A 14,134-nucleotide genomic window follows, 5' to 3' on the forward strand; every position below is an offset into this window, starting at 1 on the left:
CTAAAAACATAAATATGAAATCCCTATTAAAATTAAGTTTAATTGCATTAGTATTTATAGGATTTGCATCCTGCAGTAGTGATGATGATTCCAATAATAGTGAAGGAAATGCAAAATTGGCAATTCGCTTGACAGACGCTCCTGGCGATTATGATGCTGTCTTCATTGATGTTGAAGAAGTGGTAATAAAATATAATAACGGCCAAGACGATGTTGTTCTAGGCATTAATGCTGGTGTTTACGATCTATTAGAGTTAACCGCAGGTGTTAATGTACTATTATTTAATGATGAAGTTCCCGCTGGAAACATTAGCCAAATTCGTTTGATTTTAGGTGAAGAAAACACTATAGTAGTAGATGGACAAACCTTACCTCTTGCAACCCCAAGTGCGCAACAATCTGGTTTAAAAATTCAGGTAAATGAAAATCTCGAAGCTGGAATTTTATATGAATTCATGCTCGATTTTGATGTTGACAAATCTATTGTTTCACAAGGAAACGGAGAGTATAGCCTAAAGCCAGTAATTAGAGCAAGCACTGTTGCTGAAAGTGGTGCCATTTCTGGAAATGTGCTTCCTGCCGGAATGTTAACCATGGTTACAGCGGTTAATGGACCTCTTGAAATTTCAACTTATACGAATCTTCAGGGTAATTTTCTGCTAAGCGGAGTACCAAACGGAGTTTATACCGTAACAGTTCAAGCAGATTTAAGTTTGGGAATTCCCCCATTGGTTGTTGATAATGTTACAGTTGTTCAAGGTGAAGTAACAAGTATGGGCGAAATTAATTTATAACCGTAAAATTTCAAAATAATACATTTTTAAAGAGAGGAAAACTTAATGTTTTCCTCTCTTTTATTTTAACCAATTGTTAACAGGCTTTTAATCAATAAATTTTCAATTTGCACCGTCTTTTTAATAGGCATTCTACATTGAATCTAAATACAGTATGGAAAATACAAATTCGACCTTTGATATCGGGGCATTAAATGAAAAAATTGAAAGGGAAAGTGCCTTTGTGGACGTTCTTTCAATGGAAATGAACAAAGTAATCGTAGGCCAAAAACACATGGTGGAGCGGCTAATGATAGGTCTTTTGGGCCAAGGACACATCCTTTTAGAAGGTGTTCCTGGACTAGCAAAAACACTGGCAATCAACACGCTTGCAAAAGCGGTTCACGGATCTTTTAGTCGTATACAATTTACACCAGATTTGCTTCCGGCAGATGTTGTGGGAACGATGATTTATAATATGAAGGTGAATGACTTCAGCATTAAAAAAGGTCCCATCTTCGCCAACTTTGTACTTGCTGATGAAATTAACCGTGCTCCCGCAAAAGTGCAATCGGCTCTTTTAGAGGCGATGCAGGAAAAGCAGGTTACTATCGGCGAAACTACTTTTAAACTAGATAAGCCATTTTTGGTAATGGCAACACAAAACCCAATTGAGCAAGAAGGAACTTATCCGCTGCCCGAAGCCCAGGTTGACCGTTTTATGTTGAAAACGGTAATAAAATACCCTAAAATTGACGAAGAACAATTAATTATTCGTCAAAACCTAAAAGGCGATTATGAACAAATTAATCCCGTTGCAACGGTCGAACAAATTTTAAGAGCACAAGCTTCTGTTCGCGAAGTTTATATGGACGAAAAGATTGAAAAGTACATTCTCGATATCATTTTCGCCACAAGGAATCCTGAAAATTATGGCCTTGCAGACTTAAAACCACTTATCAATTTTGGAGCTTCCCCTCGTGGAAGTATCAACCTTGCAATTGCTGCTAAATGCTATGCCTTTATCCGCCGTCGTGGTTATGTGGTTCCCGAAGATGTTCGCGCAATCGTTCACGATGTACTTCGCCACAGAATTGGAATTACTTACGAAGCCGAAGCTGAAAATATTACTTCCGAAGACATTATTAACAAGATTGTTAATGTAATTGAAGTACCGTAAAAAGAGTATGCAGTGTTCAGTGGCAGTAGGCAATAAATATTTTATTACGCGCCTACACTGCTAACTGTAACTGCCAACTGGCTACTACAAAGAAATGGATACAAAGGAACTTCTTAAAAAAGTACGTAAAATCGAGATCAAAACGCGACGCTTGAGCGATCACGTGTTTGGTGGCGAGTATCACAGTACTTTTAAAGGTCGCGGGATGACGTTTAGCGAAGTGCGCCAATACCAATTTGGTGACGATGTTCGAAATATTGATTGGAACGTTACCGCCCGCTATAACGAACCTTTTATAAAAGTTTTTGAAGAAGAGCGCGAACTAACTTTAATGCTGATGGTAGACATTAGCGGTTCCGAATTTTTTGGAACGCAGGAACAATTTAAAAATGAAATTATTACTGAAATAGCTGCAACGCTCGCTTTTTCAGCAATGCAGAATAATGACAAAACAGGATTGATTCTTTTTTCAGATGAAATTGAATTATATATTCCACCGAAAAAAGGAAAATCGCACGTACTCCGAATTATTCGCGAATTGATTGAATTCAAACCAAAAAGCAACAAAACAGATATCGCAAACGCACTTAAGTTTTTAAGCGGCGTAATGAAAAAGAAAGCAATCGTTTTTGTGCTTTCAGATTTTATAGCAGACAATTACCGAGATACTTTGAAGATTGCCGCAAGAAAACACGATGTTACGGGAATCAGGGTTTACGACAAGGCAGAAGAAAACATCCCAAATTTAGGAATGGTGCAAATGCAAGATCAAGAAACAGGAGAGCTTTTATTGGTAAACACAGGATCAAAAAGTGTGCGAAATCAATATTATAGCTATCACCGCGAACGTGTAGATTATTTCACCGAAGCCTTTACAAAAAGTGGCGCAGGTGCTTTAAGTAGTAGAGTTGACGAAAGTTATGTGAAAAAATTATTGGGTTATTTTAAAAGACGCTAAATTTTAGATGTTAGATTTTAGACAATATATTAATTTGAACAACAGAAATTTAAATTTTCAGGGCAACCGCTATTTTCTATTTTCTCTGTTCTTCTCTCTTTTCTCTTTCATCGCAACCGCTCAAGTAACTTCTTCGGTTGATTCAACAAAAATTAAAATTGGTGAAGAAATTCTTTACACCATAAACGTACAAATAGATTCAACCGACATAGTAGTATTTCCAGAAGAGCAAACTTTTGCGCCATTGGAAATGATTGAGTCCTATAAAACAGATACAACTTTTGAAGGCGCAAAATATCGCCTCATTAAAAAATACGGATTAACGCAGTTTGACAGTGGCAAATACACCATTCCGCCGCAGCGTATTTTCATCAATAACAAACCGTTTTTAACCGATTCAATTTATGTAGAAGTGAAAGATGTTGTTGTTGATACCACCAAGCAGAAAATGTTCGACATAAAACCTTCGGTTGAAGTAAATGGTCCTCCGTTTAATTGGTTGTTGCTACTGTATTGGTTACTGCCACTTCTTTTAATTGTTGGGATAGCCATTTATTTATTCCAAAGAAAAAAACGTAGAGACGCCGCAGAAAAGCAATTGCCACCATACGAAGAAGCGATTGTCGCGCTGAAATCTTTAGATAACAGCCAACTTCTAAGTGAAAATAAAAGCAAAGAATATTATAGCAATCTAACAGAAATTGTAAAACGTTATTTAGATCGCGAGGTAGATGAAGCGGCACAGGAAAGTACCAGTGATGAGCTTATTTCGCGTTTAATGATGCACAAAGACGCTGGAAGTTTTGACTTTGATTTGGAAACAATTCGAAAGCTAGATTCAATTTTTAAACGTGCCGATTTGGTGAAATTTGCTAAAATGAATCAAGAATCTGGGCAAGCCGAAGTGGATAGAAATACCATTGAGGAAATCATTAACGAAACCCACGAAGCTGTTCCGGAGCCTACCGAAGAAGAGCTTTTGAAAAATCAAGAATACCTTGAAAAACTTCGTAAAAGACGCAAACGCAGAAAATGGATTTTGGGTATTTCGGGCGTCGTGGCAGCTGTTATTTTGGCAGGAGCTATCTACGGTGCAGTTACTGGTTTCGATAATCTAAAAGATAAAGTATTAGGAAACGAGCTCCGCGAACTTGCAGAAGGAAGATGGATTAAAAGTGAATATGGAAATCCTGCCGTGATTTTGGAAACTCCCGAAGTTCTATTAAGAGTGGAAGTGCCGGTTACAGATGCTTCTAAAAGTGCGGTGAGCGGAAGAGATATTTTCACTTACGGCGAAATGAATTCGCCACTTTACATTATGATTACTACAATGCAGTTTAGCCAGAAACAAGACATTGCTTTGGATACCGCGCTGGATGCTGTTTTGGACGATTTAGAACAAAGTGGCGCTAAAAACATGATTGTAAAACGCGACGATTTCGAAACTGAAAAAGGTATAAAAGGATTAAAAGCTTACGGCGAATTCAACGTACAAGTTTCAGATAAAAATATATTGAAAGAGAAAAGCACGTATGAATTGTTGCTTTTCGCACAAGAAAATGGTTTGCAGGAAGTTTTGATCGTGTATCAAAATGACGGTAAATACGCCGAAGAAATATTAAAAAGAATTGAAGCTTCCATAGAGCTTGAAATTTCAGAAAAGAAAGATGGGCAGTAATTTTGAATTTGTAAATCCGCAGTTGTTCTGGTTGTTTCTTATACTTCCGGCGCTTGTGCTTTGGTATTTATGGAAGCGGAAACAGCAATCTGCTTCTCTAAAAATATCAAGCGTTAGCGGCTTTAAATCTGGAAAAAACTGGCTAGCAAAAATAAAACCACTGCTTTTTGCACTGCGCCTTTTGGCTCTTTCGGCATTAATTATCGCAATGGCTAGACCTAGAACTGTTGACGAAACCACAAAAACAAAAACCACTCGCGGAATAGATATTGTCATGGCGATGGACCTTTCGGCAAGTATGCTAGCTCGCGACTTAAAGCCAAACCGTCTGGAAGCTTTAAAAACCGTTGCGGCGCGTTTTATAAACAGCCGGCCAAACGATCGTATTGGCTTGGTTGAATATGCGGGAGAAAGTTATACCCGTACACCTTTAACCAGCGATAAAACCATTGTTTTGTCTTCATTAAAAAGTATGTCTTACAACACTGTTATTGAAGGTGGAACGGCAATTGGTTCAGGATTGGCAACGGCGGTAAACCGTTTAAAAGACAGTCGGGCAAAAAGTAAAGTAATTATATTATTAACAGACGGAGTAAACAATTCAGGGTTTATCGATCCAAAAATAGCAAGCGAACTTGCGGTTGAATTTGGCATAAAAGTTTACACAATCGGTCTTGGAAGTAATGGAATGGCAATGTCGCCAATAGGAATTCGTCCCGACGGAGGTTTTCAATACGGAAATGTGCAAGTTGAAATTGATGAAGCATTGCTTCAGGAAATTGCCAAAAAAACTGGCGGACAATATTTCCGCGCGACTAGCAATACAAAATTAGAGCAGATTTATGAAGAAATAAATAAGCTTGAAAAAACTGACATCGAAGAGTTTAAATACACAAATTATAACGAAATGTTTCGCCCTTGGGCAATTTTCGCTTTGATTTTGACTGCATTTGAATTTTTACTGCGAACCACAATATTTAAAGGATTTATTTAAAAATGTACCAATTCGAACAACCCATATATTTCTATGTTCTTTTCGCCATTCCGGTGATAGTGGTACTATTTCTCGCGGTTTTGGTTTGGAAAAAAACGGTTCAAAAACGATTTGTAGATAAGGAACTGCTGAAAAAATTGAGTCCCGATCGTTCATTCTTCAAAGCTGTTTTAAAAGTTTTGGTTCTTTGTTTGGCAATTGCTTGCTTAAGTTTTGCATTAGTAAATCCAAAAATTGGAACCAAAATAGAAACCGTAAAACGTGAAGGTGTCGATATTGTTTTTGCGTTGGATGTTTCAAAAAGTATGCTTGTTGAAGATATTGCACCAAACCGTTTGGATAAATCTAAACAACTCATCACCCAAATAATTAATAGTCTTGCTGGCGATAGAGTTGGTATAATTGGTTATGCTGGTAGCGCTTTTCCGCAGGTTCCAATTACCACAGATTTTGCATCGGCAAAACTGTTCTTAAACGGGATGAATACAGATATGGTTTCTTCGCAAGGAACGGCTATTAATCAAGCAATAGAAATGGCGCAGACATTTTATGACGATGAAAGTCAGACCAATCGCGTTATGTTTCTAGTTTCAGACGGAGAAGACCACGGAGGCAACATTACCAGAATTGCCGATGAAGCTTCAGAAAAAGGTATCAGAATATTTACAATTGGTGTAGGATCATTAGAAGGTGGTCCCATTCCCATTAAAAAGAATGGTGTGCTTCAATATTACCTTCGCGACCAAAATAACGAACAAGTTGTAAGCCGTTTAGGTGAAGAAACTCTTAAAGAGATTGCAAAAACAACTAATGGTGAGTATCTTAACGGCGCGAATACTAAAGCTGTTGTAGATCAAGTAAAAGCCATTTTAAATGGAATGGACAAAAAAGAAATTGAGGCAAAGCAATTTACCGATTTTAAGGATCAATTTCAATGGTTCCTTGCTGGGGCATTGTTTTTGTTAGTATTAGATGTTTTCCTATTAGAGAGAAAAACCGCCTGGCTAAAAAAGTTGAATTTATTTAATGAGGCGAAAAAATAAACAGAATCTAAACCTGACAGGTTTATTGATTGATTAATGAAGCAATGAAAATTTCAGAAGTAAAAAATATTAATTTTATAATCAACAAAACCATATTATTGGTAGTGTTGCTGGTTTCCGTTTCCAGTTTTGCGCAACTACCCAAAGAGCAAAACAAGGAATTGAAAGCCGCACAGAATTTTATGAGCGAAGCTCAACAGTCGCTTATGGAGGATAAATTTCCTACGGCAGAAGCAGATTATCGGAAAGCTATTTCTTTAAACCCGAAAAGCGAAACCGCTAAATACAATTTAGGAACCGCTTACTACGGAAAGCAAAAAAATGCTGAGGCTATGCTACGTTTTAAACAAGCTGCCTCTACTGCAGCTAGCAAAAATGAAAAGCATAAAGCTTTTCATAATTTGGGGAATACGTATATGAATGAAAAAAAATATACCGAAGCCGTAGAGAGTTATAAAAATGCACTTCGCAACAATCCAAATGATGACGAAACTCGTTATAATTTGGCGTTAGCGAAAGATATGTTGGATAAAAATCCGCCACCACCACAAGACGACAAAAAAGACGAGAAGGATAAGGACGATAAAAAGGATCAGGATAAAAAAGATCAAAACCAAGACAATAAAAATAAAGAAGGCGACAAGGGCGACGAAAAGGAAGATAAAGACAAGGGCGACCAAAAAGAAGATAAAAAAGAAGGCGATAAAGATAAAGACCAAGGTAAGCCTGACAAGCCAAAAGACGAAGAAGGCGATAAGCCACAGCAGCAACAACCAGTGCCAGGACAACTTTCGCCTCAACAAGTAAAAAGCCTTTTAGAGGCAATGAATAACGAAGAGAAAAAAACGCAGGATAAGATAAATGCTGAAAAGCAGAAAGGTGCGAAAGTGCAATCGGATAAAGATTGGTAGATTATGAAGACGAAGAATTTTTTATTCCTATTAGTATTTGTACTGTGCGGTTTGACCGCCACGGCTCAGATTCAGTTTGATGCCAAAGTGAGCAAAAAGAGACTCGGAATAAACGAACGTTTGCGAGTAGATTTTGAAATGAACCAAGATGGCGACAATTTTAGACCGCCAAGTTTTGAGGGTTTTCGCGTTGTAGGCGGCCCAAACCAATCTATTAGCAATTCTTGGATAAATGGTAAAAGAAGCTTTTCAAAAACATATTCTTACTTTTTATCTCCACAAACCCGCGGAAATATTACTATTGACCAAGCCACTATTGAAATAAATGGCGAAACCTACAAAACACTCCCAATTGAAGTGCAAGTAACTGCCGCCGTAGAAGTTCCGAAAGACGGCAATAATGCAGAATATGTAGCTAGTGAAAACGTACATTTAGTAGCAGAAATCTCTAACGCTAGTCCGTATTTAAATGAAGCACTTACTGTAACTTACAAATTATACGTTTCACACGACGTGAGCATAACGAGCCAATGGCGTGAGATTGACACTCCAAAATACGCTGACTTCTGGAGCCAAAATATAGATAATCAAAATAATTTTAAAGTTTCCGAAGGCAAATACAATGGCGAAGATTATCGCTTTGTGGTTTTAAGAACGACAGTACTTTATCCGCAAAAAACTGGCGAGTTAGAAATAGAACCACTCACGCTGGATGTTCCAATAGACGTTCAAGGCAATCGTCGCGACATTTTTGGCCGCAGAGTAATGGAACGTGTTAATAAAACCATTTCGGCCGGAAAGCGCACTATTAATGTAAAACCGCATCCTTTAGAAGGAAAACCTGATGGCTTCAATGGCGCAGTTGGCGATTTCACTTTTAATATAATTACAAACAAAACAACACTCAACGCAAACGAATCGTTGCAACTTGATGTGAAAGTTTCAGGAAAAGGTAATTTAAAATTATTTACTGCTCCCACTATAAAACTTCCCAGCACACTGGAAGTTTATGAGCCGGAGCACAGTGAAAGTGTAAATATTACCACTGGCGGAATGCAAGGTTCCATTATGGACTCGTATACTATCGTGCCGCAGTTTAAAGGCACCTACCCAGTTAACCCGATTACCTTTTCGTTTTTCGATCCAAAGACTGAAAAATATAGAACCATAATTTCAAAAGAGTTTACGATTGAAGTTGAAAACGGGCCAATATCTTCAAACCCTACTAACAATATAAACGACACGAAAAAGGAAGTTGTTTTTTCAAAAGACAACTTTAAATACATAAAACTAAATGCAAATTTGCAGCCAATTGCGCAGCAAAGTTTCTTTAAATCTCCCTTATTTTGGTCACTTTTAGGCGGTCCCTTTTTGTTGATTCCGCTTTTTATACTTGCGGGTAAAAAACGAAAAGCACGTTTAAACGATTTGGAAGGAAACAAACTTCGTCGCGCAAATAAACTTGCAAAAAAATTCCTTTCAGAGGCAAAACGAAATATTTCAAATCCAGTTGCATTTTACGAATCTATGGAACGCGCGCTTCACAATTATTTGAAAGCGAAATTGAATATTGAAACTTCAGAAATGGAAAAGAGTCTTATTTCAAAAATGTTGCTCGAACGCAATGTGGAGACTTCAGTTGTTGAAAATTTTGTGGATTTACTGAAAAGCTGTGAATTTGCACGCTACGCATCTTCGTCTGAAGCTACTGTGCAACAAGATTATTCTAAAGCAGTTGAAGTGATTTCAAACATTGACAAACAAATACAGTAAAAACGAAGAAGATGAAAAAGCTGCTGTACATATTAATTTTACTCATTTCCTTCTCGAGTATTGCTCAAAACCAAAACCTTTTCGACCAAGGAAAAGAGCTGTATAAAAACGGAAAATATCAACAAGCAATCAATGCTTGGATGCAAATTTTAGACAAAGGCGAACATTCTGCCGAACTGTATTATAACCTAGGAAATGCGCAGTATAAACTGAACCACATTGGGCCAAGTATTTATTATTATGAAAAAGCGCTACAGCTTTCACCAAACGATCAAGACATACAAAATAATCTTGCCTTTGCCGAAAATGCACGAATAGATTCTATTGAACCACTGCCGAAAACGGTTTTTTCAAAGTGGTACAAAAGCATTGCTGGGGTTTTTACTTTTAATGGCTGGGCTATTTTGGCTGTTGCTTTTTCAATATTTTTTGTGGCTTTATTTCTGTTTTACTATTTCGCTTTTACCGAAAGAAGAAAACGTTTACTATTTGCCAGTTCTATGTTTATCGGGATCTTTTTAGTTGCCTCGTTAACAATGGCATTTTTAACTTATGGCGATTCTTCCAAAAAGCAACCAGCAATTATTTTTGCTTCAGAAATTGAAGTTAAAACCGAACCATCTATGGGAAGCAATGTGGCTTTCACGCTTCACGAAGGCACTAAGGTTCAAATTTTGACACAGGATGGAAACTGGTATAGAATTACTTTAGCAGACGGAAAAGATGGTTGGATTCCCGCTACAGACCTAAAACAACTTTAGAATTAGTATTTACTTAACAGGAAATTGAGTGAATTCTGCTATTTTTGCTTTTTCTAAAAAATCGCGATTGAGATTAATCAGTATTTTTCTTTTAATAATATTTACAAGTTTTCTTGTAACGCCTGCTATTATTAGTATTTCGGGTAATCAAAATGATTACTCGACCTTTTTTTCAATGAATGAAGAAGAGAATTCAAACAAAATGCCGAAGAGTAATTTTGTTTTCGATACTGAAAAACTTCAATCTAATTACGACAGCTTAGAATTTCTGAAAAAACAGAGAAACCTAGACGGTTTTCAAATTGATAATTATTCCAAAGTCTTTTTAGACGTTACTTCGCCACCTCCGCGAATGGTTTAATACTTTCCAAAAACACCCTTATTTTATTTTTCCAAAAAAAATCCATTGCGTAAAGCAACTGGATAACCTTGTCAATTTTCTTGATTTTGGAAAAAATCCCTATCAATTTAAAAAAATATTCAGATGAAATTATACGATACACTTATAGAAAACAACAAAAATTGGGTAGCAAGCAAATTAGATCTTGACCCAAATTATTTTACAAATCTTGCAAAAGGCCAGAGTCCGCCAGTACTGTGGATTGGTTGTGCAGATAGCCGCGTGCCTGCAAACGAAATTATTGGCGCTCAGCCAGGCGAAGTGTTTGTGCAACGCAACATAGCAAATATGGTTGTGCATACAGATATGAATATGTTAAGCGTTCTAGATTATGCTGTTAATGCCCTAAAAGTAAAACACGTAATTGTTTGTGGTCATTATGGTTGCGGTGGCGTAAAAGCTGCAATGCAGAACCAATCTATTGGGTTAATAGACAATTGGCTTAGGCACATAAAAGATGTTTACAGACTTCATAAAGATGAACTGGATGGAATTAATGATGAAGTAGCGCGATTTGATCGCTTTGTGGAAGTAAATGTAAAAGAGCAAGTTTTTGATCTTGCAAAAACGTCTATTGTTCAGAATGCGTGGCACAATAATCAAGAGCTATATCTGCACGGTTGGGTATACGGTCTCGATTCTGGATTGATTAAAGATCTAGGGGTAAATGTGAGCAATGACTCTGAACTGGATAAAGTATATCAGTTAAATTTTTAGGATTTCCTAAAGTTTGTAACGCATCCATTTTAGATTAACTTTTAATTAAATAGCTATGACTAAAAATATATTTTCTAATTTTCGGGGTAACCTATTTGGTGGAATTACTGCCGGTATTGTTGCTTTACCACTAGCACTTGCGTTTGGTGTTCAATCAGGACTTGGGCCTGATGCAGGTTTATACGGCGCAATTTTTATTGGTTTTTTTGCTTCACTTTTTGGCGGAACCAACACTCAAATTTCCGGACCTACAGCCCCAATGACAGCTGTCTCCATGGTCATGATTGCCGGTATTATTGCTGCAAACAATGGCGATGTAGAAAAAGCGATACCTTACATTTTACTTGTTTTCCTCATGGCGGGTTTAATGCAGGTTTTGTTGGGAATAACAGGCGTTGGGAAGTATATAAAATACATTCCCTACCCAGTGGTTTCAGGATTTATGACGGCAATTGGTGTAATTATTTTAATCACTCAATTGTTGCCAGTGTTAGGTTATTATACTGAAGAAGACACTGCATTTATTGAAACCTTTAAACCTAAGGCCGAAGAAGTAATGATGAATAAAATTCTGCAAGATGAAGCTGGTGAAGGCATCTTGGTTCTCGAGGATTTTAGAGAAACTATAAGCAGGTCTGAACAGATTACCGAAGAAGAAATTCTTCAAGAATCTAAGACACTCGCAAAGGCGGAAAATTCTGGTGTAGCTGGAGCAATTACGGCCCTTCCGCGAGCAATTGCAAACATTAATTGGTTGGAATTCATTTTGGCTTCGCTAACAATTTTTATCATTTACGGTTTCAAAAGAATTACCACAAAAGTACCCAGTACATTGGTGGCGCTACTTGTGGTTTCCGTCGGGGCGTATTTGTTGAAACTAGATTACCAACCAATTGATCAAATTCCGGGTGGTTTCCCAATTCCAAATTTAGATATGTTCAGTCAATTTCAGTTCGGGCAAATTTCACCCTATGTATTTACAGCACTAACGCTAGCGTTCTTGGGTAGTATTGATTCGCTTTTAACCTCTGTGGTTGCAGACAATATGACCAAAACAAAACACAACCCAAACCGTGAATTAATGGGTCAGGGAATAGGGAATAGTGTAGCTGCAATATTTGGTGGAATTCCAGGAGCTGGTGCAACTATCCGTACTGTAGTGAATATAAAATCTGGAGGAACAACAAAACTTTCGGGAATGATTGCAGCATTGCTATTGTTAGTGATACTGTTGGCTTTAGGGCCCGTGGCATCGCAAATTCCAGCGGCTGTACTCGCAGGAATTTTAATAACCGTTGGTATTGGGGTAATGGATTACAAAGGCTTAAAAGCAATTCCAAAAATGCAGAAAGCTGAAGTTACTATTATGATTGTGGTATTACTACTTTCCGTGTTTTGGAACTTGGTTTATGCCGTAGGAATAGGTTTAATTTTGGCCGCTATAATTTTTATGAAAAAGATTGGAGACCTTACTGCCGACCATTCTAAAGTTATGCCTTTAAAAAGTTCTGACGAACTTTCAATGGCCTGGAGCGACGAAATGAATTTTCCTGAAAAACTTAAAGAAGAAGTTTTTATTAAGCGTTTGGAAGGTCCGTTATTCTTTGGTTATACTTCAGATTTTCAGCAATTGGCAAATCAAATTCCTGATACTGCAACCCACGTAATAATACGATTGGGTAAAACCACATATATAGATCAATCTGGGCTTTATGCAATGGAGGAAGTGCTGATGAATATTTCAAAAAGAGGAATTACACCTATTTTTGAAGACCTACAGGCACAACCGCGTGTAATGATGGAGAAGATAGATATTATTCCAGATTTGGTTCCTAAAGAACTTATTTTTAAAGACTTTAAAGAAGCGATTACTTATGCACGCGATAATGTGAAAAATATAGTTTAGGCTAATTTTACTCAGAAGGAAGCTCCGTTTCGGCGGGGCTTTTTTCAGGAGTAAATTCTACATCTTCAATATTTAGATCATTTACTTCCTTCATTATTGTGGGTAATAAAGTTGGCGCAATAGCTGCCACCGGCGTATAAAGTATAGAGGAATCTCGTTTCTCTTCACTAAGGATTCTATAATTTTCTGATGCGTTTACAAACATAAAAACCACGCTTAGCAAAAATGCATATTTCAGCAAATTAAAAATTCCACCAAAAATTTTATTGAAAATACCCAGCATTGCAAAGTCCGCCACTTTGGTTAAAAGCCTTCCCAATAACCCAAAGACGAACATTATTATGAAAAAAGTGATTAAAAAGGAAGCGATACTAGTTAAATCTTCGCTCCAATCAAACCATCTTTCAATATAAACTCGCACATAATCTGAAAAAAACATGGCGCAGTAAACGCCAACAACAAGGCCTATTAACGAAGCAAATGATCGTAACAGCCCCTTCCGGAAACCAAGGAAAAAAGCGATGATTAAAATTACTCCGAGAACGATATCTATAGTATTCATGGTTTAAAATTTTTCATAAATATACCATTTTCAAATTCTGAATTCTGTATTCACAATTCAGAATTGTAAAATGTATCTTTGCAGACTAATTTATTTATAAAAAATGGCACGCGACGAACAATTAAAGATACAATGGGAAGCTGTGGTAAAACTACTGAGCAACCGCTTTGCAGATGGTGATGTTTTAGATTTGGACGCAATTATCTATTTAATTGGTTTGCAGGAATTGGGTCAATTACACCGAAAATTTAAAAAAGACGAAAAATTAAACTTAATGCACATTGCCATATGCCGAGTGCTAGAGCCTTACGGCTACTATCAATTTGACTATGTTGACGAAGAAGGCTGGCCGCATTACCACGTTTTAGAACAATTGCCACCATTAAAAGCTGGCGAACAAAGCGTTTTAATGAAAGAAGCGATTGTACATTATTTTGTGGAGAAAGAGGTTATAATATAATACAACCATAAGTTTTAT

The 14,134-nt window shown here is 37.1% G+C and carries 14 protein-coding genes; 13 read left to right on the forward strand and 1 reads right to left on the reverse strand.

The window, feature by feature from the left end; genetic code table 11:
- The first annotated feature begins 14 nt into the window (after window positions 1-14).
- The 12 genes from AC3RVF_RS01805 to AC3RVF_RS01860 all read left to right on the forward strand — a co-directional run bounded on the left by AC3RVF_RS01805 (window position 15) and on the right by AC3RVF_RS01860 (window position 13,094).
- The gene (locus AC3RVF_RS01805; RefSeq protein ID WP_489692611.1) at window positions 15-794 is read left to right on the forward strand and encodes a DUF4382 domain-containing protein; all 780 of its coding nucleotides are present in this window, start codon (window positions 15-17) and stop codon (window positions 792-794) included.
- A 154-nt stretch (window positions 795-948) separates the two neighbouring features.
- A complete protein-coding gene (locus tag AC3RVF_RS01810) occupies window positions 949-1,953 on the forward strand; it encodes an AAA family ATPase (protein ID WP_489690344.1) in 1,005 nt (334 codons plus the stop codon).
- A 94-nt stretch (window positions 1,954-2,047) separates the two neighbouring features.
- The gene (locus tag AC3RVF_RS01815) at window positions 2,048-2,911 is read left to right on the forward strand and encodes a DUF58 domain-containing protein (RefSeq protein ID WP_489690343.1); all 864 of its coding nucleotides are present in this window, start codon (window positions 2,048-2,050) and stop codon (window positions 2,909-2,911) included.
- Window positions 2,912-2,918: 7 nt separating this feature from the next.
- Window positions 2,919-4,589 (forward strand): DUF4381 domain-containing protein, encoded by a 1,671-nt coding sequence (locus AC3RVF_RS01820; protein ID WP_489692612.1) that lies wholly within the window; start codon window positions 2,919-2,921, stop codon window positions 4,587-4,589.
- The gene (locus tag AC3RVF_RS01825; protein WP_489690341.1) at window positions 4,579-5,583 is read left to right on the forward strand and encodes a vWA domain-containing protein; all 1,005 of its coding nucleotides are present in this window, start codon (window positions 4,579-4,581) and stop codon (window positions 5,581-5,583) included. The genes AC3RVF_RS01820 and AC3RVF_RS01825 overlap by 11 nt, the downstream gene beginning before the upstream one ends.
- 2 nt (window positions 5,584-5,585) lie before the next feature.
- Complete coding sequence (locus AC3RVF_RS01830; protein WP_489690340.1) at window positions 5,586-6,626, forward strand: vWA domain-containing protein; 1,041 nt, start codon at window positions 5,586-5,588, stop codon at window positions 6,624-6,626.
- Between the two features lie 44 nt (window positions 6,627-6,670).
- Window positions 6,671-7,537: a tetratricopeptide repeat protein gene (locus AC3RVF_RS01835; protein ID WP_489690339.1), complete on the forward strand. Its 867-nt coding sequence runs from the start codon at window positions 6,671-6,673 to the stop codon at window positions 7,535-7,537.
- Between the two features lie 3 nt (window positions 7,538-7,540).
- On the forward strand, window positions 7,541-9,310 hold the full coding sequence (locus tag AC3RVF_RS01840; protein ID WP_489690338.1) for a BatD family protein: 1,770 nt from the start codon (window positions 7,541-7,543) through the stop codon (window positions 9,308-9,310).
- 11 nt (window positions 9,311-9,321) lie between these two features.
- Complete coding sequence (locus AC3RVF_RS01845) at window positions 9,322-10,071, forward strand: SH3 domain-containing protein (protein WP_489692613.1); 750 nt, start codon at window positions 9,322-9,324, stop codon at window positions 10,069-10,071.
- 67 nt (window positions 10,072-10,138) lie between these two features.
- Window positions 10,139-10,432, forward strand: a complete 294-nt coding sequence (locus tag AC3RVF_RS01850; protein ID WP_489690336.1) for a hypothetical protein — start codon at window positions 10,139-10,141, stop codon at window positions 10,430-10,432.
- Window positions 10,433-10,555: 123 nt separating this feature from the next.
- Window positions 10,556-11,188 carry a carbonate dehydratase gene (can, locus tag AC3RVF_RS01855; RefSeq protein ID WP_489690335.1) on the forward strand — a complete coding sequence of 211 codons (633 nt, stop codon included), beginning with the start codon at window positions 10,556-10,558 and terminating at the stop codon, window positions 11,186-11,188.
- Window positions 11,189-11,243: 55 nt separating this feature from the next.
- Window positions 11,244-13,094, forward strand: a complete 1,851-nt coding sequence (locus tag AC3RVF_RS01860) for a SulP family inorganic anion transporter (RefSeq protein ID WP_489690334.1) — start codon at window positions 11,244-11,246, stop codon at window positions 13,092-13,094.
- Between the two features lie 7 nt (window positions 13,095-13,101).
- Here AC3RVF_RS01860 and AC3RVF_RS01865 read toward each other — a convergent pair whose 3' ends face one another.
- On the reverse strand, window positions 13,102-13,656 hold the full coding sequence (locus AC3RVF_RS01865; RefSeq protein WP_489690333.1) for a CvpA family protein: 555 nt from the start codon (window positions 13,654-13,656) through the stop codon (window positions 13,102-13,104).
- 103 nt (window positions 13,657-13,759) lie between these two features.
- Here AC3RVF_RS01865 and AC3RVF_RS01870 point away from each other — a divergent pair, with 103 nt between their 5' ends.
- Entirely contained in the window at window positions 13,760-14,116 is a 357-nt protein-coding gene (locus tag AC3RVF_RS01870; RefSeq protein ID WP_489690332.1) for a hypothetical protein, read from the forward strand.
- Window positions 14,117-14,134: the final 18 nt, after the last annotated feature.

The organism is Aequorivita sp. IT1183 (assembly GCF_058068265.1).